Raw genomic sequence first — 21,946 nt, 5'->3', positions numbered from 1 at the left:
CGCACCTTTGCTGAGCTTCCCCCGTCAGTACCCGACCGCGCCTCGAGACGGAAAACAAGGAGATTGCCCATGACCTCAGACGTTGGATCCCGGCAACCGCCCAGCGGAGCGCTCGCCCCCGTCAACAAGGCGCGCTTTTCCGGTATCGACGCGGATATCCTGCTGGGTGGCGACTATGTCGCCAAAGGCGCCCCGCATGGCTTCTCCGCCCTTGGCGAAGGCCCGGCGAGGATGACGCTCGTCTCCACGCCTGCTCGCCACGAGAGCTTCTTTCAGGCCCTATCGGAATTGACGGTGCCGCATGACCCGCAGGAGGTCGCGGCCGTCTGCACGGCCTTCGATCAGGCGATCCCCGGCCCGGTCGTCACGCCTTAGGCGACGCCCCGGATCATATGTCTGGGAGGCGGCAACGCCGCGATCTGCAGCTAGATCGCCTGCGGCAACCGGGGCCCTTGCCCGTCAGTTCAGCCGATAGGTCAGGATTTTGAGCGCAGCGGCACCGAACAGGATGCCAAGCAGACCATCCATGGGGCGCCGGATCGAGACATAGATCCGCGAGGCGGTGCGCGTGGAGAAGAGAAAGGCGTAACCGACGAAGACTGCCATCGCGACGAAGGCGCAAAGCAGGACCGCGATCACCAGGAAGGCGGCGGGGGCGTCTTCACCAACGCCCACCGACAAGGTCGCCAGCCAAACCAGCGGCGCCTTGGGGTTTGTCAGATGCAGCAACAGGCCCTGCGAAAAGCAGCGCCCCAGGCTGCGCGTTCCGGCCGACATTGGCGCGGCACACGTCTTCTGGGTCAGCGCCGAGCGCAACGACTTGGCGGCAAGGAAGATCAGATAAAAGCCGCCGGCGAGCTTCAATGCCATGAAGAGCGTCGCCGATGCCTTGAACGCGGCGGCAAATCCCAACGCCGCGATCGAGGCCCAGAACATCGATCCGAGAACCACACCGCAGGAGAGCGCAACGGCCGAAGCCCGCCCGCTTGCCATGGCGGTTCCGAGGATCATCAGCGTAGCGGGGCCGGGGCTGGCGACGCCCACCGTGAATATCGACAGGATAACCAGCAGGTTCGGAAGGTACTGCCAAAGCGCGTCATCGATCATGAGGCAGGCGCCAACAGACATGTCTCTTCATCAAGACTACGCACCGTCGGGCCTCCGGATAAACGAATGTTTTTGGATTCTGAGTTCAGCAATACGGGTATGTTGCCAATCCTCGGCCGAGCGTTTGGCAAGGTCGAGGCGGCAGGCCGCCTGCGCCCGCTCGGCCGAAATACGCCGTTCGCCGACGGAGGGGAGACGAGCTCCTCAGCCCCCCCAGGACCACGCCCCAAGGGCCACGGATCTCAGCGCGGGGCGACGCGACCGATCGTTTCTCGATGCAGCGCTTCGCAAAGGGCATGCGCCGCGGGTGTCGCATTTTGTGATCTGAGCATCCTGAGTTCGATCGCCGGCAGGCTCGGCAGCCCCAGGTGATCGCCGGCACAAACGATGTCGTCGGGCAGCCCATGTCCCGTTCGCACCGCGATCCCCAGCTTGGAACGCAGCGCCCCCCATATGCCCGGCAGACTTGGCGTCGTCACCGCCACCCGCCAGCGCCTGTTCGCCTGGTCGAGCGTCGCAAGTGTTGCCTGCCGGAACAAACAGGGATGATCGAAAAGAACGAGCGGCACCCGCTCCTGCGCCGCCAGGCCCTCAAAGGCATTGTGGGCAAGCCAATGCATCGGCAGCTCACAAAGAAACTCCCCCTCGCCGCCAGCGCCCTGCGGGAAGAAAACGATTGCGCCATCGAGACGTCCCGCTCGAATTTCGTCCCCTAAGGTATGGTTTGGGCCGGCACGCACCTCGACATGCACGTCCGGATGGGCGCCGGCGAATGCCGACAACGTGGCGGGCATCACGTCGTCGAAGAAATCCTGCGGCAGGCCGAGACGCACGGTCTCAGACGTCACGGCCGCGCCCAATGCGCGTGCGGCTTCATCGTTGAGAGCGACGATCCGGCGGGCATACGCGGCCAGGGCCTCACCGGCTTCGGTCGGCACCAGGCCCCTGCCCTTGCGCACGAACAATTGCACGCCGGCCTGCTGTTCAAGCTTTTTGAGCTGCATGCTGATGGCCGATTGCGATCTTCCGAGTTCAACCGCCGCCCGTGCAAAACTGCGCAGATCGATGCCAGCCACCACAGCACGCAACGCATCGATGTCAAAAGCTGGGTTCACTTCTCAATTCCAAAAGTCAGACTTAGAAAATATTCGTTATTCAAAAGAATAAGACCTGCCTAGAGTCAACGACGATCTTCGTGCGTCGATTGCGGCTTCGCCGTCTTGTGTGCACATCCGATTGCCGTGCGCCCATGCACGCCCGTCAATGCGTGAAGAGATGGCTCGATGTTCGATCACGTTGCCACCGCGAGGCGCATTGTGCTGAGAGATCGCGGCCTTACGTTTTGGCGTTTTGCGCAGGCGCGGCGATGAATTCCGGCCGGCTGGAGCCCGATATTCATGAGATATGGAGAAATTGACGTGCACGACCGTTCTTTTGAACCCGAATTTCTGGAAGTGCACCGCAACGGCTACCTCATCAGTTCGGATCCGCAGAAGATTGACCTTGAATATGTCCTGACATTTCTCACGACAGAAGCTTATTGGTCGCGCGGGATGGATCCTGCACTGATCATCGAAGCTCTGAAGAACTCCCTGGTGCTGGGTCTTTTCGATGCGTCCGACAAGCAGGTTGGATTTGCGCGGATTATCACGGACTACGCCCTCTTTGCCTATCTGCGGGATGTCTTTGTCGACGATGCGCATCGCGGCCGGGGCCTCGGCTTGTGGATCACAGAGACGGCATTGGCACATCCGCGCCTTCAAACGGTGCCGAGCTGGATGCTCGCCACGGAAGACGCCCACGGGGTTTACGAAAAGGCCGGCTTCCATGCCTTGAAGCACCCGGAATGGTACATGCAGCGATTGGGAGCGGCGCCTGACAAGGATGCTCGCAATTAGCGTGGGTCGCTCTGCGGGCGGGCGGTCCGGAGAGGGCCGAGCCCTGGACCGAGAACTCATGCGGCGGGCGCGCCGGGGCGCAAACCATTCGTGACCGCTAAGCAGAGCTTGCCTCGACGTCGTCGCGGATAAACTCGACGGTCGCGGTCATATCTTCCACGAGTTCGACGCCGGAAGGCACCTGATCGAAATCGATACCGAGCGGGATGCGCCGGGGAGGACGGACACACGAGATTTGGCTGGCGTTCTGCGCAACGGCGCTTATCTATCACCTCAATGATTGTTGAGTTATTGAGATAACGATGCGCGAAGAAGACGCCCTGAACGCCTTTGCAGCGCTCTCCCAGGAAACGCGGCTTCGCATCGTCCGGCTGCTGGTGTCGGCGGGTCCCGGCGGGATGGCGGCCGGAGCGATTGGCGAAGCGATGGGTGGGGCCTCGTCGTCTCGCATGTCGTTCCATCTCAGCCATCTCGAACAGGCGGGCCTCGTCACATCCCGGCGCGAGGGGCGCTCGATCGTCTACAGCGCGACGCTGGCCACGCTTTCCGACCTTGTCGAATTCCTCATGCGCGATTGCTGCCAGGGACATCCGGAAGTGTGCGACCCCGCCATCGCCGGGCTTTCCACATGCAGCAACCCCACAAAGGTGACGTCCCATGTCTGATGGACGTGCTGACCGCGTCTTCGACCTTCTCTGTCTCTCAACGCTCGATCCTCTTCGAAAGGCTGACATGAACACGACGGCAGAATATTCAAACGGACGGAGGCTCCACACGGATGCCGGATGAGTTTCCCAATCTCGATGACAGCTGCGTCGAGTTTCCCAGCCGTGAGCGACTGCACGCGACAAAACCCTCGACCCATCCACCACGGATCCTGCTGCTTTACGGCTCGCTCAGAGAACGCTCCTACAGCCGTTTTCTGACGTTCGAGGCGGAACGTCTGCTGAAACACTTCGGGGCGGAAACACGCGTCTTCGATCCTCACGGCCTGCCGCTGCCAGATGGGGATGACGTCAACCATCCCAAGGTGCAGGAATTGCGCGAACTCTCGCTTTGGTCCGAGGGGCAGGTCTGGACCAGTCCCGAACGGCATGGCGCGATGAGTGCCGTTCTGAAGGCGCAGATCGACTGGATTCCGCTCTCGGTCGGCTCGATCCGCCCGACGCAGGGGCGCACGCTCGCGGTGATGCAGGTATCGGGCGGATCGCAGAGCTTCAATGCGCTCAACCAGATGCGCGTTCTTGGCCGCTGGATGCGGATGATCACGATCCCCAACCAGTCATCGGTCGCCAAAGCTTGGCAGGAATTCGACGAAGCCGGCCGGATGAAACCGTCACCCTTCTATGCGCGCGTCGTCGATGTGATGGAGGAGCTGGTCAAGTTCACGCTGCTGACACGCGACGTCTCGCCGTACCTGACGGATCGTTATTCCGAGCGAAAGGAAAGCGCCGAAGCTTTGGCAGAGCGGGTAAACCTGACGGCCGCGACATGAGCATTGCCGTGATGATGCGAGCCGACAAGGTCGTCCCGCAGCCGGATATCGGCAGTTGTTTTGATGCGTCGTGCTCACGGCACGCAAATCGGCGCTGATCTGCGGCGATAGCGTGCTTCGGAGAGGTCCCGGCGGAAGTTGGTGCACCAGTCAGAATAAAGCTGCGAACACGTATGCCATTGAAATTGCGAGATGAATGGGGAGGGTTATTCATCAACTGGCCGTTTGGTCCATGCACGAACCCGCTACGCGGGGCCGTCATCAGGCCACGTCGACGAGTTCGGCGGCCAATATGAAGGCCCGAGGCACGAGGTCGACGATCTGGCTATCAGCGTGGCCGTCGATTGTGCGCGTGATGGTGTTGCTAAGCTAGCGATACGAGTCGACGCCGTTCTGCTTGCATATCCAGATGAGCGAAGCGACGACGGCCCATCCTGGTGCCGCTGTTGGAGCCTACGGATAACGCGTTATTGCAAGTCAGCGCCAGCGGCTGGATCGAACGTTCGACAGTAACGTTCGACAGTGTTGTGGCCGATCGCGATCGTGCCGTCGCCACGATGTGACAGAGGCTTTCGCACCGCAACAGGGGGCAGAATGGATCACCTTGGCGAGTGTGGGCTGAACCGCCGCGGCGAGGAAATAAAGAGCCTCAGCAAATCGCGAGCCATAGTCCGGCTTGGGATCACGGACGGCATGGCGATTTAGGAACTGGGGAAGGCCTAACGGCCCCCCTCAATCGAGTGCGCTGCTTCACGGGTGACGCGCATGTGGATCCAGCGGGAGAAGTCATCGACGAACGAGTAGATGACGGGGATCACCACGAGACTGAGGACGGTGGAGACGAGAAGACCGCCGATCAAAACGAGGCCCATCGGTCGCCGGAAGCTCGGGTCCCCGCCGGACAGTCCAAGAACCACCGGACACATGCCGCCGATCATCGCCATGGTCGTCATGATGACGGGGCGCGCCCGCTTGTGACAGGCGTCGAGCAAGGCTTCGACTTGCTGTCGACCTTTCTGTTGTGCGGTGGCCGCATATTCGACGATGAGGATCGAGTTCTTCGTGACGATGCCGACGAGCATCAACAGGCCGATGGCGCCAGCGATGGAAAAACTGGCGCCGGTGACAATCAGCGGCGCCAGCGCCCCGCCAAGCGAAAGCGGCACGGCCATGAGGATTGTGAACGGTTGCAGAAAATCGTGGAAGAGCAATGACAAGACACCATAGATGCAGATCATCCCGATCATCATCGCCACGAGGAATCCCGCGAACATCGATCCCATGCGCTCGACCTCGCCCTGGTTGACGGTCCTGACCGATGACGGGAGATGCCTGAGCGCCGGCAAGGTCTGAACCTTCTCCAGGATGGTGCCAGCGCTGTGCCCGTTGAGTTCCACCCCGACGGTGATGTTTCGTTGACGGTCGATCCGGGAGATGGCTGTCGGCCCGGTGCCAAGAAAGACGTCCGCGACCGAACCGAGCGTTACGCTGCCCTTGCTGCCATCGATCCGAAGCTGGCGCAGAGCATCGAGATCGTCATCGGGAGCGTGATCGGCTGCGAGCCTGAGGCGAATCGGCAATTGGCGCTCGCCAAGGTCGAGCTTGGGTCGAGAGGAGGCATAGTCGCCATAGGTAGCGACACGGACGACGTCCGCAATCGCCGCTGGAGTGACGCCCACCGCGCTGGCGTGCGACCCGTTTGGAACGATCCGCACTTCAGGCGCTTCAAGTGCCGCCGCCGATGTGACTGCGCCGAGGCCCGGCAATGTGCGCATCTGCGCTTCGAGATCGGCGGCGGACTTCAGAAGCGCCTCATAGTCATCGCCTGCCAGCACGATGTCGAGGCTGCTTCCGTCCTCGCCAACTCCTACCTGAACGCGTGCGCCCGGCAGGACGGCGAGTGCCTCCCGGATGCGTTGCTCCACCGCAATCTGTGGCTGATTGCGCTCATCGAGAGGCGTCAGATCGACGATCAGCGAAGCGCTGGTCATGTTCGTATCGATGACAGGGGCCGCGCCGTCGCCGCTTCGGGCCGCCGCGCCGACGATCGTGAAAACCGACCGAACGCTGGGAACTTGCGCGATGATCGACGCTGCCTGCCGCGCGACCCGATCGGTTTCTTGCAGGCTACTGCCCGGTTGAACGCTGAGCGCAACCGTGGTCCGTGCGACATCGGCGGGGGGCACAAACGTGGTTTCCAGCAGCGGAACCAACGAAATGGAAGCGGCAACGAAGAGTATCGTCGCCAGGACCACCCGCTTGCGCTGGGCGAGGCAACACCGGACAAGCCTCATATAGCTGCGCATGAGCCACCCTTCGCGGTGGCTGCGTGCGGCCTTCGTGTGGGGCCGCAACAGCGATACGGCCATCATCGGCGTGAGCAAGCGCGCCACCAGCAAAGACGCCAAGACGGCGGCGGCCGCAGTAATCCCGAACTGGCGGAAGACCAGACCTGGTACGTCGCCCATGAAGGCGGTGGGCAGAAAGACGGCAACCAGCGTCATCGTGGTGGCGATGACTGCAGTGCCGATCTCTTGGGTTGCCTCGATGGTCGCGGCCTTCGCTGCGCCACAGAACGAGAGATGCCGCTCGATGTTTTCGACCTCGACAATGGCGTCGTCGACGAGAATGCCGATCACGAGAGACAATGCGAGCAGCGAGACCTCATTCAGCGTGAAGCCAAACCAAGCCATGACGATGAAGGTCGGGATCATCGCCAGCGGCAGAGCCGCCGCCGAGATGAAGGTGGCCCGCCAACTCCTGAGGAATATCCAGACGACCAGGACGGCGATGACGATGCCCTCGTAAAGCATGCGCATCGAGGCGTCGTAGTCTGCCTGGGTCGCCGCGACGGTGTTGGTGGCCTCGACAATCTCGACAGTCGGCCGCGTGGCGGCCAGATCCGCCACGGCGGCGCGGATACCCTCGGCAACGGCCACGTCGGAGAAACCGTTGGTGCGCTTGATCTGAACACCGACCACCGGTTTTCCACTGAGATAGGCGAGCGAAGTACGGTCGGCGTGGGAGTCTTCGATCTCGGCGATATCACCGAGCCGCACGGGCGTGCCGCCGGCGCGCGGAATCGAAAGCGAGTTCAGCCGGCTCACGGTCGGTGCCTTGCCGAGTACGCGGATCGACTGACGCGAGGAGACGGTTTCGACGCGGCCGCCCGACTGGTCGATTTGAACCGAGCGTAAGCGATCGGCAATATCGGTGATCGCCAGTCCAAGCGCAGAAAGCCGACGACGATCGACGCTCACCACGATTTCGCGGTCGATCCCACCGACACGAACGACGTCGCCCACTCCCGGCACGGAGCGCAATGCTTTGGCCATGTCGTTGTCGACGAACCAGGAGAGTGCGGCCTCATCGAGCGTCCGCGACGACACGGCATAGGTCAGCAGCGCCGTGCTCTGGATCGACAGCTTGCGGACATCGGGATCCCTCATATCCGCCGGCAGGTCCGCACGGATGCCGTCGACGGCGCTGCGGACGTCGTCAAGCGCCTGCTGCGGGTTCTTGTCGATCGTGAATTCGGCCGTCATGGAGACGGCACCATCGACGATGGTCGTCCTGATGTGATTGATCTTGTCGAGAGTGGCGATGCTGTCCTCGATCTTGCGCGCCACCTCGGTCTCCAGTTGCGCAGGCGCCGAGCCTTCGAGACGGGCCGTGATCTGGATCAGCGGCAGGTCGAGGTCAGGAAAGCTCTGGATGCCGAGCCGGGAAAACCCGAACGATCCTCCGATCACCAGGAGCACAAACAGAAGGATGACGGGAACCGGATTTTTGACGGCCCAGGCAGAGACGTTCATTTCTCTGCCGTCTCCGCAGGGACGACGACGACACGAGCTCCGTCGAACAGAAAGCTGCCGCCGCTCTCGACCACCTCGATGTTCGTATCGAGCGGCGACACGATCTCGATACGGTCGTTGCGCCGCTCCCCAGCGTCAATCTTCAGTTCCTCGACCACATCATCCCGACGAAGGCGATAGAGGTGGCTCGAACCGTTGCGCGTCGTCACCGCGTGCACCGGAACCGTCAGCACCGCGGATTGGCCGACCTCGATCGTTCCTTCGGCGTAGGTGCCGGGTGTCAAGCCGCTGTCCTTCGGCAGATCGACCTGAAGCGTCGCACGGCCAGTGGCGCGATCGACTGCGGGCGGGACGATCCGGACCGTTCCGCCGACGATCCTGCGCCCGTTGGCGACGATTGCGTTCTGCCCGACTGCCATCGATTCGAGATCGTTGCCGGAGACCTCGGCCTGCCATTCGATGCGGTTTTTGCGGATCAGCCTGAACAGCTCGGCGCCGGCGTCGGGGACGGCACCAAGCGCCGCAAACTTTTCCGAAATCACGCCGTCGTCGATGGCACGGACCTGTGTTCGGGCCAATTTCAAACGTTCGGAATCGAGGTTGGCGCGTTCTGCCGCGAGATTTGCCAAGGCTGCCTTTTCGGCGATGAGCGCCGTCTGGATATCCTTCTGCGAAAGCGTTCCACGGCTGGCATCCGCCAGTTGGCGCGCCCGGTCGGCATTGGCCGAGGCCTGTTCGAGCGCCGCTTCCGCGCCACCGACGGCAGCCTCCTGATGGCGCAGCTCGCTTTCGATCGCATCCTTCGAGAGGCGAGCGAGCACTTGGCCCTTCGTGACGCGATCGCCGATGTCGACCAGGATTTCCTCGATTCTGAGCCCACCGATTTCCGTCGACACCGATGCCTCGTCCCAGGGGACGATCCAGCCCAGCGCCGTCACAGTCCGGGTCCAGTGTTCTCGCTGCGGTTTCACCACCTTCACCGCCAAGACAGGCTTGACCGGACGTTGGCTGTCGTCGGCGTGTCCGAGGGGCATCAGGATGGAAGCGAAGAGCAAAGCACCGCCAAGCAAGCGAGCGCTTGACCTGAGACGGCGCGAGACAGGAGCGTCCACGGAGTTCGTCCTTAATTCGTCGACCGCTCCTGGGACGCCTCCGGATGGGTGATGAAGACGATCCGGCCGCCGGGGGTCGGATCCAGCCAGGCCTGTTCGACGTCCGATAGGGGAACCGGCCGGGTGGCGATCTTGAAGCCGCCGGGCACGGCCGCGTACAGCACACCCTCGATGGCTTTGATCAGACGCGTCAGTGGAATACTGCCGATGCCGCTTCCCATCAGTTCGATCGCTGACGAGCGCAGAACGGCTCCTGGCAGAGTGATCTCCTGCCCGCTCGCGCCGCCGATTTCCACATATCGGATCGGGACAGCGTCGGCCCCCGCTCGTGCGGCGGCGATCAGCAGCCGTTCCGCGCTCTGTCCCCAGAGATAGTCGAGAACGACGTCCACCCCTTCGGCGAACACGGGCTTAAAGCTCCTTTCCAGGGCGTCACCGTCGTCCACCAGCGGAATAGTGACGTCGGCGCCAAGGGCGGAAACCTCCTGCAATGCACGGGCGTTGCGGCCGGTCGCGATGATCTTGCCAGCGCCGAGATACTTGGCGACCTGCACAGCGAGCCGGCCGGACACGCCCGTCGCTCCGTTGACGAGAACCGTCTCTCCCGATTTGAGCCGGGCACGTTCGGTCAGGGCTGCCCAGGACGACATGCCGGGATTGGCGATGGCCGCTGCTGTGACGTCATCGAGCTCGTCCGGCAGTACGATGCACTGGGCCGGTGCCACGACGGCCTTTTCCGCCATGCTTCCATTGGGAGCTTTAGGCAAGACGAAATAGACGCGGCTCCCGTCGTCGCGCCGGCCGACGCCGTCGACCCCGGCGACGGACGCCACCCGGCCGGACGTGCTGTAGTGGCGGCCCGACGCACGGCTCCTGACGAGATGACTGAGCGCGGCCGCCGACACCGAGATGCGGATGTCGCCCGCCGAAGGCTGGGGGGCATCGATTTCGCCGAAGAAGGGGGGATGATGAGGGTCTTGAACGATCGCAGCCTTCATGGAAGTGCTCCCGATTAATATATGTATTTTGCATATATCTAGGCGCCGTCGACGTCAACAAAAATATGCATTCAGCACATATTTATCGTCTCAGAAGGCGAGGAGACGGCTCTTGAATCGATCTTGGGAGGGGAACGTCATCCGGGCGACACGGCCGGAGGCATGCGATTCGATCGGACGGTCATTTCACTCGAACCTCTCGTTTGGCCGCATGATCCGGTCCGAAAGAGCTCGCGACCGCTCAGGGCGAAACGTCTAGATGGCCACGTCTGCCGTTGCCGATCTCGTTTCCGGGTCCGAGGCGGGAAGACGGCGGACCGCGATGACGGCGCCCATCACGGCGACCGCCACCACGAGACCGATCCAGAGCCCGTAGTGGGTTTGCCCGACGATCGCGCCGGCGAACACGGGCGTGACGATGTCTGTAAAGGCCACCAGCGATTGAGCCGCCCCCATGACGACGCCTTGACGCTGTGCGGAAACGTAGAAGGAGAGCGCCGCCATGAAGGTGGGGCGAGCCAATGCGACGCCCGTGCTGATGAAGACGACCCCCAGGGCAAGCGTCGCGATGTGGCCGGCCATGCCGGTCACGATGTAACCGGCCGCAGGACACAGAAGACCAGGAGGACGCGCACCACCGAGGACCTCAGCAGCGAGCGGAACGACACCATGACCCGCTCCTCTGCTTCCCCGTCATTTTCGCAGTCGGCCGCACCTCCTGCCGTGCGGTTCGCTTTCAACCAGACCGTCGTCCCCACCAGGCTGATCGTCGTCATGGCGAACGCGACCCAGACTGGCGCGGTCAGCGAGATCTCGGACAGCACGCCGGATAGGGTCTGGCCCCACCATTCCGCCTAGCCCCAGCAGCACGAGGCTGGTCAACGCACCGGCTTGACTTGCCAGCAGAACCGGTTTGCATCCGAAGATGTCCGACAGCCGCCCCAGGAATGGGGCTGCCGCGAATTGGCTGAGCGCTTTGGCGCCGAGGCCGAGGCCGAGAACCACCGGCGTGGCGCCGAAATCCCTTAGGAAAAGGGAAGTATCGGCGATATCGCGCCGCTGCTTGCCGCACCGTGGCTGACGACGATGAAGACCGGCAGGATCAAGGACCACCCTAAGGGCTCCATTCTGCGCTTGGGTTCAGGAATGCTCGTCAGCACGTTGCACCGCTTGGCGCCCGCGGGCGGGATCACCAGCCATGCGAGATCCTCAATCGGGCAGGAAGATGAGACCGAGCAATCGGTTTTCATCGACGCCCGACTGCGTTGCGAGATCGTGAATGGACTGCTCCGCCTCGGCTGCGATGCCGTGCGTTGCCAGCTTATCGAGCAGGGATGGCGTCTCCGTGCCCGTGACGGCCGCGAGCGACGACAAGGAGGCATCGACCAGTGCGCGTTCGATCGGTCGTTCCAGCTGGGGTCCGGTGATCATCCCCCAGGAGAACAATGATGCCACCAGGACGGCGGCAAATACCGCGACGCTGACCTCACCCCAACGGGATTTGAGATGGTTCAAGAACGGGCGCTGGTTGGCGACGATATGACCGCCGGCCCCGATGACGAAGAACCACGAGAACCACTGATGGACGACGACCGTCAGCCCGCGGTCAAATTCGAAGAACATCAGGACGCCGGTGGCGGCCATCAGCAGAAAGGAGCCGATGGTCAGCGGCGTCGCCCAGGTCCTCAGTCTCACGGACTTAGCCATGGTGGCCGCCTCGCGCGCCGGGGCCCGATCGCCAAAGCGAGGCCTGCGGCCCGCAAATCAACACATCCACCGAGAATATCACTGGCAATCGAGCCTCCATATGTGTATTTCGCATATAATTGGAGGGTCGGCATGACGTCAAGGGATAATATGCAAAACGCACATATATCGAGCCAGCTGCGCGCACTCCATAGCGCTCTGATCGATATCGTCACCATGATGAATCGGCCGCAGCGCGACGAGGCTTTGATCCAGCAGGCGGGGATCGCGCTCGATCGCGCTCTGTTCCCGCTGCTCGTCGGCATCGAGCGGTTCGGACCTATCGGTGTGGTCGAGATCGCCGACCGAGTGGGCCGCGACTACACGACTGTCAGTCGGCAGGTGGTCAAGCTTGAACGCCTCGGCCTGGTGGAGCGCAGCAAGAGCGCGGCCGATCAGCGTGTGCACGAAGCCATCATCACCGAGAAAGGCAGAGAGATGACGGATCGTGTCGACGAAGCGCGCGAGAAGATCGGACGTGCGGTCTTCGAGACCTGGGACCCGCACGAGATCGACGAGTTGACCCGTCTCATGCGAAAATTCGCCGATGCCGTGAAGGATGGCACACCCAACGAAGGATAAGAGCTGCCATCCTTCCGCGCAGTCGGATGAGCTGCTTTATGTCCTCTTCAAGCCGGAGCGGTGATCACCGCTGCGCTCGTCACCGGCATACGCTCCAAGCTATCCGGCCGGATCACCGCTTGAGCACGGAGACCGTCCTCGACAGCCCAACCGTCCGCTTCCCGCAGGTTCCCAGAACCCGCCCCCGATCAGCGAATACAATCACGAACCGAGTTCAGCGGCACATTACTTCTGGTTCGGAACCGATTGATCCGGCCCGGACAGCAAATCCGTCGTCATGGAATGTCTGCCCGGGTGATCCTGAAGCTATGCCAGTCTGAGGATGGCATCGATCACGACAGGTGGGCCTCAGCAGAACTGTTAGCCGCCTCGATCGATGGCGTGGTCGTCAAGTCGACTGTGCCGTCTGCCCATTGAAGAGCTCGACGATCCGCTTGAGGCTGAGGCCCAGCCGCTTCATGGCAATGATCCTTTGCCATCGTTGCTCAGCTGATTCTTTCCGAAGGGACGGCTTATCGGCATCCAAGTACCAGCCGCTGCAGCGCGTGATTGGCGAAAATCTTGAATTTTTCACCGGGCTTCGCGCTGAAGGCACAAGCTGGGAGCAGATCGCCATGCTGATGGCGGGCGAAGGGCTGCGGGCGCGCGCCGGCAGCATCGTGAGCGCGGGCGTGCTGCGGGCGCTTTGCTCCGAAAGGCCTACATCAGGACCGCGGTCGATCAAATTGAAGTGGGAGACAAGCAGATCAAAATCATCGCGAGCAAGACCGCTATCCACCAAGCTATGTCCGGCAGCAAAAAACTCCGGACCAGTGTTCGCGATTTTGAACGGAAATGGCGCACCCGACAGGATTCGAACCTGTGACCTCTGCCTTCGGAGGGCAGCGCTCTATCCAGCTGAGCTACGGGTGCAGCTCACGCCCATGTAACCGATCAAAGGCGGGCCTGCAACGGCGTGTCGACGCCTGCTGCGCGTTTCTGAGAAGCGTGGGCGCGAGACGCACCCACCGCCCCCCGCAGACCAGGCCACATCAAAGGCGGGCCGGACCGTATGCCCGCCCTTTGAAGCTGGTATTGCCCCTTCAGCGAGCCTCGCCGGCCAAGACGCTGCCCGAGCTGGGCCACCGCCGACGACCCAGCCAGCCACCTCAAAGACACCTCTCGATCGCAGGCTACCGCGTGCCCCCACACTCTCCGGCCCCCGATTTGCCATCGCGCCCACATCTGCCTAGTTCTTGCTCAAGCGAAGCAGGGAGGCACAAAGCCATGAGCGACAATCCGATCCTGAAACGCGTCTATGCGCTCGCCGGGGACCGCGACGAAACCCGCAATGTCTACGCCGCATGGGCCAAGGACTACGACACCGACACATTGCGCGGCATGGGCTACGTCGCGCCGAAGCTTGCAGCTGCAGCCCTTGCCGATCTCGTCGACGACACGGCCCGCGTTCTCGATGCCGGCTGCGGCACGGGCCTCGTCGGCGAAGAACTCTCCCGCCATGGGCTGGGCGCCGTCGACGGCATCGATCTGTCTCCGGGCATGCTGGAAGTCGCGGCGGAGAAGAACGTCTACCGCAATCTCGACGTTGCGGATCTGACAGAGGCGCTGAAAATCGCCGATGACAGCTATGACGCCGCAATCAGCGTCGGCGTCTTCACCTCCGGCCATGTCGGCCCCGAAGCGATCGCCGATCTCGCCCGCGTGGTGAAGAAGGACGCGCCGCTCGTCATCACGGTGCACGAAAATGTCTGGGAGGCGCAGGCCTATCCCGATGCCCTCACCCGCTTCGAAGAAGAGGGGCATCTGCGTATCAACGACCTCATCGACGCGCCCTATCACGAACGCGAAGGCTATCGCTGCCGGCTGTGCCTGCTTTCTGCCGTGTGAGGCAGCCACGCAGCGCGGCAATAGGTGTCACGCTCATCCCTTTGAAGCCGCGATAGCATCGCCTTGGCCCGAGCAAAAAGGAGCAGGTCCATGAGCGAGAACTTCCCGGAAACCCTGCAGGAGGTCACCGACGGCATCGAGCTCCTGCAAGGCGCGATTCCCGATCTGATGCAGGCCTTTGGTGCGCTCGGCGAAGCCGCCTCCCAGGAGACCGCCCTGTCGCCGAAGACCAAGGAGCTGATTTCGCTGGCGATCGCCGTTTCCGTACGCTGCGATGGCTGCATCGCCTACCACGCCAAAGCCGTAGCCGATTGCGGCGCCACGCGTGCGGAAGTGGCCGAAGCGATTGGCACCGCCATCCATATGGGCGGCGGCCCCTCGGTGGTCTATGGAGGTGCGGCCCTCCGGGCTTTTGACGCCTTCCTGAAAGACCACGCTTGACCACCGCATTCTTGAACGGTGGCACGGAAGGTGTGACGAAACCCGTTTGACGCCCGAGAACACCAAAATCGCCCACTGTCTTTGAGCATGATCCGCATCTCGACCAACATCGCGCTTGCCGATGACGAAATCGAAGAGCGCTTCGTCCAGGCCTCCGGCCCCGGCGGGCAGAACGTCAACAAGGTGGCAAGCGCGGTGGAGCTGCGCTTTGCGCTTGCCGCCTCGCAAAGCCTGCCGCCGGACGTGAAGCAGCGCGTCACCGGCCTCGCCGGCCGTCGCTTGAACAAAGACGGCGTCCTCGTCATCCGCGCCGAACGCTTCCGCAGCCAGGAACAGAACCGCGAGGATGCCGAAAAGCGCCTCGTCATGCTCATCCGCCAGGCTCTGACGGCGCCCAAGAAGCGTCGCCCGACACGCCCGACGCGCGGCTCCAAAGAGCGCCGCCTGAAGGCGAAGAAGGCTCGCGGAACGCTGAAGAAAGAAAGACGCGGCGAATGGTAAAAAGGTGAGCTTCAGCGAAATGCCCAACTCGCCTTCTCTTTGCTTGTGAGACAAGAACGAGCAGTCTAGCCATATCAAATGAGCGATGGACTGAAACATACCGGCTTCTTCAGCGATGAGGCCTGTTTTTGGCACGGTGGCGGCAATTATGCCTTCATGGTGCCGGCCGGCGGACTGGTCCAGCCGATGAACGGGCTGCCGGAAAGCCCTGAAAGCAAGCGGCGGCTCAAAAACCTTTTGGAGCGCACCGGCCTCATCGCCGAGCTCGAGACACGCTCGGCCGCGCCGGCGACGGACGAGATGCTGCGCCACGTCCATCCCGAGCACTATCTGCGCGAGTTCAAAAAACTCTCCGATGCGGGCGGTGGCGAGCTGGGTCAGCGCACGCCCTTCGGCCCCGGCGGCTATGAGATCGCGGCCCTGTCGGCGGGCCTTGCGGCGGAGGCGCTTCGCGCCGTCCTCGGCGGGGAGATGGTCAATGCCTATGCGCTGTCGCGTCCGCCCGGCCATCATTGCCTGCCCGACCGGCCGATGGGCTTCTGCCTTCTCGCCAATATTGCCATCGCCATCGAAACGGCTTTTGCCGAGCGGCGGGCGGAGCGCATCGCCGTCGTCGATTGGGACGTGCATCACGGCAACGGCACAGAAGCGATCTTTTACAAGCGCAGCGACGTGCTGACGATTTCGCTCCACCAGGAAAACAATTACCCGCCCGACTCGGGCCGGATCGAGGCCCGCGGCGAAGGTGCCGGCGAAGGCTGCAACATCAACGTCCCGCTCCTGCCGGGCGGCGGCCATGACGCCTATCTGTACGCCTTCGAGAAGATCGTCAGCCCGGCCCTCAACCGGTTTCGGCCGGACGCGATCATCGTCGCCTGCGGCTTTGATTCCTCCGGCGTCGACCCGCTCGGGCGCATGCTGACCTCGGCCTCGACCTTCCGCCAGATGACACGAATTCTGATGGAGCGGGCACTCGAACTCTGCGGCAACCGCCTCGTCGTCGTCCATGAAGGCGGCTATTCGGAGCTGCATGTGCCCTTCTGCGGGCATCAGGTCATCGAGACGCTGTCGCGCTCGCAGACCCATGCACCCGATCCGCTGGAAACGCGCATTTCAGGTCAGCAGCCCTCGCCGCGCGCCCAGGCCTTCCAGCGCGTTTTGATCAACGAGATGGCAGGCTTTCTCGGGTTTTAGCAGCCACCCGTCCGCTCTCGACGAAATCTCCCGCACAAGGCGGGAGATTTCGTGGTCTTTCGCGGCTCCAGGTCAGGCCTCACCAGGTCAGGCCTCAGCCCACACCTTTCAGGACCGGCATCCATTGCGCCGGCACATAGCGATAGCCGTCGCCATCCTTGCCGATATGGCCGGTCGCCGGGAACGGGAAGTGATAGGAGGCGATGCGCATGCGCTCCTCCGCCACCATGTCGAAGATGCGGTGGCGCGTCTCGCGTGCCGCATCGGCGTCCTGATCGAAGACGGCCGACCAGTCCGGATGGGTAACGAAAAGCGCCGGATGGTTGGTCGTGTCGGACAGGAACATCATCTTCTCATCACCCGAGGTGATCGCAAAGACGGTGTGTCCCGGCGTATGGCCATGCGCGTCGATCGCGGTGATGCCGGGCAAGAATTCTTCATCCCAGGAAAACTGCGTCAGGCGATCATCGAGCGTACCGAAGATCTGTTGCGCGAGATCGAAATTCCCGCGCCGTCCTTCCGGCGCATTCGCCTTGTTGTCGTCGCTCATCCAATACGCATATTCCGGCTCTGGCACGAAGACCTCGGCGTTCGGATAGACCGGCGCGCCGTCCTTGGTGGTGAGCCCCATGATGTGATCGCCGTGGAAATGGCTGATCACGACCTTTGTGACGTCTTCCGGCGCCATCCCCGCCGCCGCCATGCCGCGTTTCAGCTGGCCGGCCGTGGGCGGACCTTTCTCACCGAAGCCCGTATCGAAGAGGATGAGATCATCGCCCGTGCGCAATGTGAGCGGCGTGAACGGGATGAAGAGCTTGTCCTCCGGCAGAAACGCTTCGCGCAGCGCCGCCTTCACGTCTTCAAGCTCGGCATTGACGACGAAACCGTCCTGAAGCGGGCGCTCGGCCATGCCGTCGGAAAGCTGCGTGACGATAAAGTCGCCGAGCTGGTAGCGGTAGGCACTCGGAAGCTGCTCGTCCGGTGCCGCCGACATTCCGGCCATCTCTTGATTTCCTTCAGGTGCGCCTTGCGCGTCGGCTCTGCCAATGCCACGCGTCAGGGCGGCGGCGCCGGCTGTCCCGGCGGCCAGGGTGAGAAAAAGTGATCTCCTGTCGAGATGCATGCGAACCTCCCTCACGGTCAAGTCTCGCAACCGAAACTAGGAGGCGGACAGCACTTGTCAGGGCGGCACGGGCAAGACCGGGACAATTCGGCGTGAGGCCGGCGGCCTTTCAGGCGCCGCGAACGCCGATGCGCCCGCCAAAGAGCGGTGCGATCTGGACTGCGAAGAAGACAAGGAAAGCCGCCGACCACAATGTCCCGCCGCTCACCAAAAGCGGCCGATAAAGATCGAGGACAAAAGGTGCAACGACCCGCAGAATTGCACCGGCGTGGACGAGAACGATGGCGAGGCGCACCACCTTCCCGGCCAGACCACCTTGTTCGCGCGAAACCGTAAGACGCGCCATGACGGCAAGCGTCATCGTGCCGATCGCTCCAGCTGAGAGCGCATGCAGTGCCGCATCGGCGGGCACGAAGGAGGCCGGCGACGCGGCGAGCGCGGCGAAGAAAAGTCCGGCAATCAGCCAAAGATAGCCGGCGTGGAGTGCAAGTGTCGGCAGATCGTTGAGGAGGAAGCCTCGCCAGCGCCCGAGACGCGCAAGGTTGATGAGGGCCGCCATCCCCGCCAGCACGAAAGTGAGCGGATGCGACGGCATGAGCACCCAGGCGACAAGACCGGCGGAGAGCGACAAGAGCGCGATCAGATCGAAGCGGCGATAAGGCTCCGGCACGCGCTCGCCGGCCTCCTCGCCAAGGGCGAGACGCGTGAGCTCGGGCACGAGCCGACCGCCGACCGCACCGATGAGAAGGGCGCCGACCGCAATGCCGAGCCGGGAGAGAAGCGCTGCCACCTCGTAATCGAGGGCCCCATCACCGAAAGCGAAGACGCGATGCGCCAGCGAGGCCGCCGCAAGAAGGGGGAAGAGGACGAGCCCGTGCTTCGACTGTTTCGCACCCGGACCGCGCGAAAGGCCCAGAAGCACGCCCGCAACCGCAAGAGGAAAGAGGAGGTCGATCACCGCCCCGAAGACAAACGGCACGAATAGCGGCAGAAGCCGACCGGCGATCCAGAGAAAGAAAACAAGCGCGAGCGACCGCCCCGACAGAGCGCCTTTTCTCGCTCCCTTGGCCGCGAGCGACAAAAGATAACCCGCCATCACCGCCGGCAGATAGCCGAAGACCATTTCATGCGCATGCCATTCGAGCGCCGGCATGCCGGCGACCTCGGCGGGGTGCACGAGATAAAGCCACAGCCAGACGGGCACGGCCGACGCGGCAAAAAGCGAGGCGCCGATGAAGAACGGGCGGAAGGGCGAGGCGAAGAACCAGTCGCTCCGGCGACGAAAATCGGCCACGGCCGGAGCAAGAAGCGCAGGCATCGCGCGAGCCTCAGATCCGGCTGATCCTGACACGCCATTCATCCGGGCCGCGCATGACATAATCCCAGGTGAAGTCACCCGGGATGGCGATTTGCAGATATTGGAACAGACCCATCGGATCATGATCGTTGACGATGAGAAGGGCCTCGCCCGTCTCAAGCTCATCGAAGGCGGCAAAGAAAGCCACCCGGCGCATTGGTTTTGTGACCTCGCGCAAATCGACGAGCCGGTCCTCGGCGGCAGAAACGGTCATGCCTTCATCCTCCACGTGTCGAACACGCCTGAACGCTAGAGTGGCAAGCGCTCTCGCTCGTTGCGCCACCACAAACAAATGGCGCGAGTTCGCGTCTGCAATGGGACGCAGCCGGCTGTCGCCGTCTCTCTGGCCTAGAAAAACTCATCCAGCATGAGGTGGAATTGCAGCCTTCGCCAATCGACCTCGGTGACGCCATATTGCTGGAGAAACCTCTCCTGAAGCGAACTGTCGAACTCACCAAGACAGTTCCAGATGATGGCAAGGTCCTGGTATCGATCCGCAACGCCGGCCTTTCCCACGTCGATACAGCCCGTCACCTCACCCTCGAAGACCAGGAGATTGTCGAGGGAAAAATCGCCATGCGTGACGACCGCATCCGGCGTAAGCGGCAACAGACGATGCATCTCCTTCCACACCTGCTCGGCCGTCCAGCCCTTCCGCTCGTCATCGAAATCGTCGACATCGACAAGGCCCGTCTCGAGGCGCTCTCGCGCACGGGCGAGGCTGTAAACGTGATCGCTCGTGAAGGGGCAGGCGCACACCGGGATCGCATGCAGCCGGCGCAAGAACGCCGCCAGCGCGTCGACAATGGCGAGGCGTGCCGTGGGATCGGCCTCCAACACCTGATAGGCCGTCTTCCCGGGGAGAGCCGTCGTCACAAGCCATGCCGCGTCGGATGTCCGCGTGAAGCTGATGAGGGCCGGCACCGATATGTATCCGGCGAGCCAGCGCAATCTCACCATTTCATCGCTCAGATCATCCGCAAGGGCACCTTCGCCGTGCTTCAGAAACGCGTCCGGACCGTTCGGTTTGCCATGCAGTCGAAAGACCGAACCGCCCGACTGACCGACCCTGTCGCGCATCCACCGGTACCCCGCCAGGTCGACAGACATCTGGGCGGGCACCGGAACTTGTTCACACGCCTCTTCTCGATCCGCATCGCTCATCCATAAAGCCCCTCTGCAAGGAGGTGCTTCCATAGGTCCGGAATGCGGCCTTTGCTGCGAACCTCGCAGGACAGGACGACGCGCCCGAAGCCGCCTTGCCGGATCTCCTCGCACCACCGCAGCGCGGCGAGGCCAATAATCAGCGGATTCCAACGCGATTTTGACAGAATGTCGCAGTCGGCTTATCCCCCGTTACTGACAGAATGTCGCACCACTCCAAGTGTCCGAATGTTCGGTTCTTTGCTTTTCCGCAAAAAAGCTTTCCGCGATCGGGTGTTCATTCCTGTCATCGAACGAGATCGAGAAAAAGGACGAGATCGATGATCACCCGCCGCTCCGCATTGATGGGTGCCGCCAGTGCCGCCACAGCCGCCTTTCTGGCGAGCGCTCCTGCCCGTGCCACCGAGAAGGCATCCGATGGCCTCACCCCTGCGACCAAGGTTGGAGATCTGCCGCGCGTGAAAGGCAAGCTCGTCACGCCGCCGCATGTCATGGCGCATGACCAGGTCGCCAAGGGCGGACCCAAGATCGTCGAATTCAAGATGACGGTGCAGGAAAAGAAAGTCGTGGTCGACGACCAAGGCACAGAATTCCAGGCCATGACCTATGAAGGCTCCATGCCCGGACCGACGATGGTGGTGCATGAGGGCGATTATCTGGAGCTGACCCTGGTCAATCCGGAAACCAACACGATGCCGCACAACATCGACTTCCATGCCTCCACGGGCGCGCTCGGCGGCGGCGGCCTCACCCTCATCAATCCGGGCGAGCAGACGGTGCTGCGCTTCAAGGCCTTCCGCCCCGGCGTCTTCATCTACCATTGCGCACCGACCGGCATGGTGCCCTGGCACGTCGTCTCCGGCATGAGCGGTGCGGTTCTGGTTCTGCCGCGCGACGGCCTCAAGGACGGCGACGGCAAGCCGCTGCATTACGACCGCATCTACACGATCGGCGAGTTCGACCTCTACATCCCGCGGGACGAGGACGGGAACTACAAGACCTATGACGGCCCCGGCGAATCCTATTCCGACACGCTCGACGTGATGCGCGGCCTCATCCCGACTCATGTCGTCTTCAACGGCAAGGTCGGTGCGCTGACCGGCGAGAATGCCATGACGGCAAAGGTCGGCGAGACGGTGCTCTTCATCCATTCCTGCGCCAACCGCGACAGCCGCCCGCATCTCATCGGCGGTCATGGCGACTGGGTGTGGGAGAACGGCAAGTTCGCCAATGCTCCGCAGAAGGACCAGGAAACCTGGTTCGTGCGCGGCGGCAGCGCGGCGGCGGCCGTCTACACCTTCCGCCAACCCGGCATCTACGCCTACGTCAACCACAACCTGATCGAGGCGGCAGAGCTTGGTGCCACCGGCCATGTGAAGGTGGAAGGCGACTGGGACAACGACCTGATGATGCAGGTGAGTGCCCCCGGTCCGATCCCCGCCTGAAGACTTGACGACGAACCTTCCCGCCGACCGATCGACCGGCGAAGCGGCCCGCCACGCCCCCCGGCGGGCCGCATACCCTCA

The 21,946-nt window shown here is 62.7% G+C and carries 23 protein-coding genes and 1 tRNA gene; 10 read left to right on the top strand and 14 right to left on the bottom strand.

All coding sequences use genetic code 11. The features are described 5' to 3' along the window. Window positions 1-69: 69 nt before the first annotated feature. Window positions 70-375: a cupin domain-containing protein gene (locus J2R99_RS08610; RefSeq protein ID WP_307154012.1), complete on the top strand. Its 306-nt coding sequence runs from the start codon at window positions 70-72 to the stop codon at window positions 373-375. Between the two features lie 84 nt (window positions 376-459). Here J2R99_RS08610 and J2R99_RS08605 read toward each other — a convergent pair whose 3' ends face one another. Both J2R99_RS08605 and J2R99_RS08600 read right to left on the bottom strand, forming a co-directional pair. Beyond that, entirely contained in the window at window positions 460-1,107 is a 648-nt protein-coding gene (locus J2R99_RS08605) for a LysE family translocator (protein WP_307154011.1), read from the bottom strand. Window positions 1,108-1,349: 242 nt separating this feature from the next. After that, complete coding sequence (locus tag J2R99_RS08600) at window positions 1,350-2,222, bottom strand: LysR substrate-binding domain-containing protein (RefSeq protein WP_307154010.1); 873 nt, start codon at window positions 2,220-2,222, stop codon at window positions 1,350-1,352. Window positions 2,223-2,525: 303 nt separating this feature from the next. Here J2R99_RS08600 and J2R99_RS08595 point away from each other — a divergent pair, with 303 nt between their 5' ends. The 3 genes from J2R99_RS08595 (at window position 2,526) to arsH (ending at window position 4,500) form a co-directional block, all read left to right on the top strand. Further along, the gene (locus J2R99_RS08595) at window positions 2,526-3,005 is read left to right on the top strand and encodes a GNAT family N-acetyltransferase (protein WP_307154009.1); all 480 of its coding nucleotides are present in this window, start codon (window positions 2,526-2,528) and stop codon (window positions 3,003-3,005) included. A 302-nt stretch (window positions 3,006-3,307) separates the two neighbouring features. Further along, window positions 3,308-3,670: an ArsR/SmtB family transcription factor gene (locus tag J2R99_RS08590; RefSeq protein ID WP_307154008.1), complete on the top strand. Its 363-nt coding sequence runs from the start codon at window positions 3,308-3,310 to the stop codon at window positions 3,668-3,670. Between the two features lie 113 nt (window positions 3,671-3,783). Next, the gene (gene arsH, locus J2R99_RS08585) at window positions 3,784-4,500 is read left to right on the top strand and encodes an arsenical resistance protein ArsH (RefSeq protein WP_307154007.1); all 717 of its coding nucleotides are present in this window, start codon (window positions 3,784-3,786) and stop codon (window positions 4,498-4,500) included. 719 nt (window positions 4,501-5,219) lie between these two features. Here arsH and J2R99_RS08580 read toward each other — a convergent pair. From J2R99_RS08580 to J2R99_RS08555, 6 genes are all read right to left on the bottom strand, one after another. Next, on the bottom strand, window positions 5,220-8,315 hold the full coding sequence (locus J2R99_RS08580; RefSeq protein WP_307154005.1) for an efflux RND transporter permease subunit: 3,096 nt from the start codon (window positions 8,313-8,315) through the stop codon (window positions 5,220-5,222). Next, window positions 8,312-9,370 (bottom strand): efflux RND transporter periplasmic adaptor subunit, encoded by a 1,059-nt coding sequence (locus tag J2R99_RS08575; RefSeq protein ID WP_307154004.1) that lies wholly within the window; start codon window positions 9,368-9,370, stop codon window positions 8,312-8,314. The genes J2R99_RS08580 and J2R99_RS08575 overlap by 4 nt, the downstream gene beginning before the upstream one ends. A 68-nt stretch (window positions 9,371-9,438) precedes the next feature. Next, complete coding sequence (locus J2R99_RS08570) at window positions 9,439-10,425, bottom strand: quinone oxidoreductase family protein (RefSeq protein ID WP_307154003.1); 987 nt, start codon at window positions 10,423-10,425, stop codon at window positions 9,439-9,441. Window positions 10,426-10,680: 255 nt separating this feature from the next. Further along, window positions 10,681-11,016: a hypothetical protein gene (locus tag J2R99_RS08565; RefSeq protein ID WP_307154002.1), complete on the bottom strand. Its 336-nt coding sequence runs from the start codon at window positions 11,014-11,016 to the stop codon at window positions 10,681-10,683. Beyond that, window positions 11,013-11,249, bottom strand: coding sequence for a hypothetical protein (locus J2R99_RS08560; protein WP_307154192.1), 237 nt, complete (start codon window positions 11,247-11,249; stop codon window positions 11,013-11,015). Before J2R99_RS08560 ends, J2R99_RS08565 begins: the two co-directional genes overlap by 4 nt. Before the next feature lie 385 nt (window positions 11,250-11,634). Continuing rightward, complete coding sequence (locus tag J2R99_RS08555; RefSeq protein ID WP_307154001.1) at window positions 11,635-12,132, bottom strand: DUF4405 domain-containing protein; 498 nt, start codon at window positions 12,130-12,132, stop codon at window positions 11,635-11,637. Between the two features lie 132 nt (window positions 12,133-12,264). Between J2R99_RS08555 and J2R99_RS08550 the strand changes: the two genes are divergently transcribed. Beyond that, a complete protein-coding gene (locus tag J2R99_RS08550; protein ID WP_307154000.1) occupies window positions 12,265-12,753 on the top strand; it encodes a MarR family winged helix-turn-helix transcriptional regulator in 489 nt (162 codons plus the stop codon). Between the two features lie 388 nt (window positions 12,754-13,141). On the opposite strand, the gene J2R99_RS08545 is transcribed toward J2R99_RS08550, so the two are convergent. Together J2R99_RS08545 and J2R99_RS08540 are read right to left on the bottom strand one after the other, a co-directional pair. After that, window positions 13,142-13,534, bottom strand: coding sequence for a hypothetical protein (locus J2R99_RS08545; RefSeq protein ID WP_307153999.1), 393 nt, complete (start codon window positions 13,532-13,534; stop codon window positions 13,142-13,144). A gap of 54 nt (window positions 13,535-13,588) precedes the next feature. Then, window positions 13,589-13,665: transfer RNA gene (locus J2R99_RS08540), tRNA-Arg, on the bottom strand. A gap of 354 nt (window positions 13,666-14,019) precedes the next feature. Between J2R99_RS08540 and J2R99_RS08535 the strand changes: the two genes are divergently transcribed. The 4 genes from J2R99_RS08535 to J2R99_RS08520 all read left to right on the top strand — a co-directional run bounded on the left by J2R99_RS08535 (window position 14,020) and on the right by J2R99_RS08520 (window position 16,776). After that, window positions 14,020-14,640 (top strand): class I SAM-dependent DNA methyltransferase, encoded by a 621-nt coding sequence (locus tag J2R99_RS08535; RefSeq protein ID WP_307153998.1) that lies wholly within the window; start codon window positions 14,020-14,022, stop codon window positions 14,638-14,640. A gap of 90 nt (window positions 14,641-14,730) precedes the next feature. Next, window positions 14,731-15,081, top strand: a complete 351-nt coding sequence (locus J2R99_RS08530) for a carboxymuconolactone decarboxylase family protein (RefSeq protein WP_307153997.1) — start codon at window positions 14,731-14,733, stop codon at window positions 15,079-15,081. Window positions 15,082-15,168: 87 nt separating this feature from the next. After that, window positions 15,169-15,582, top strand: a complete 414-nt coding sequence (gene arfB / locus J2R99_RS08525) for an alternative ribosome rescue aminoacyl-tRNA hydrolase ArfB (RefSeq protein WP_307153996.1) — start codon at window positions 15,169-15,171, stop codon at window positions 15,580-15,582. Window positions 15,583-15,660: 78 nt separating this feature from the next. Further along, window positions 15,661-16,776, top strand: a complete 1,116-nt coding sequence (locus tag J2R99_RS08520) for a histone deacetylase-like amidohydrolase (RefSeq protein WP_307153995.1) — start codon at window positions 15,661-15,663, stop codon at window positions 16,774-16,776. Window positions 16,777-16,870: 94 nt separating this feature from the next. On the opposite strand, the gene J2R99_RS08515 is transcribed toward J2R99_RS08520, so the two are convergent. The 4 genes from J2R99_RS08515 to J2R99_RS08500 form a co-directional block, all read right to left on the bottom strand. Further along, the gene (locus J2R99_RS08515; protein ID WP_307153994.1) at window positions 16,871-17,779 is read right to left on the bottom strand and encodes an MBL fold metallo-hydrolase; all 909 of its coding nucleotides are present in this window, start codon (window positions 17,777-17,779) and stop codon (window positions 16,871-16,873) included. Window positions 17,780-18,008: 229 nt separating this feature from the next. Then, window positions 18,009-19,217, bottom strand: a complete 1,209-nt coding sequence (locus J2R99_RS08510) for an NnrS family protein (RefSeq protein WP_307153993.1) — start codon at window positions 19,215-19,217, stop codon at window positions 18,009-18,011. A 10-nt stretch (window positions 19,218-19,227) separates the two neighbouring features. Beyond that, window positions 19,228-19,470 carry a DUF2249 domain-containing protein gene (locus J2R99_RS08505; RefSeq protein WP_307153992.1) on the bottom strand — a complete coding sequence of 81 codons (243 nt, stop codon included), beginning with the start codon at window positions 19,468-19,470 and terminating at the stop codon, window positions 19,228-19,230. A gap of 134 nt (window positions 19,471-19,604) precedes the next feature. Beyond that, entirely contained in the window at window positions 19,605-20,420 is an 816-nt protein-coding gene (locus tag J2R99_RS08500) for an APH(3')-I family aminoglycoside O-phosphotransferase (protein WP_307153991.1), read from the bottom strand. Window positions 20,421-20,740: 320 nt separating this feature from the next. Here J2R99_RS08500 and nirK point away from each other — a divergent pair, with 320 nt between their 5' ends. Then, window positions 20,741-21,865: a copper-containing nitrite reductase gene (nirK, locus tag J2R99_RS08495; protein WP_307153990.1), complete on the top strand. Its 1,125-nt coding sequence runs from the start codon at window positions 20,741-20,743 to the stop codon at window positions 21,863-21,865. Window positions 21,866-21,946: the final 81 nt, after the last annotated feature.

This window comes from Rhodopseudomonas julia, assembly GCF_030813515.1.
Taxonomy (GTDB): Bacteria; Pseudomonadota; Alphaproteobacteria; order Rhizobiales; family Afifellaceae; genus Afifella; species Afifella julia.
The sequence above is the reverse complement of the archived record's forward strand: the minus strand, read 5'-3'. Positions and strand labels throughout refer to the sequence as shown.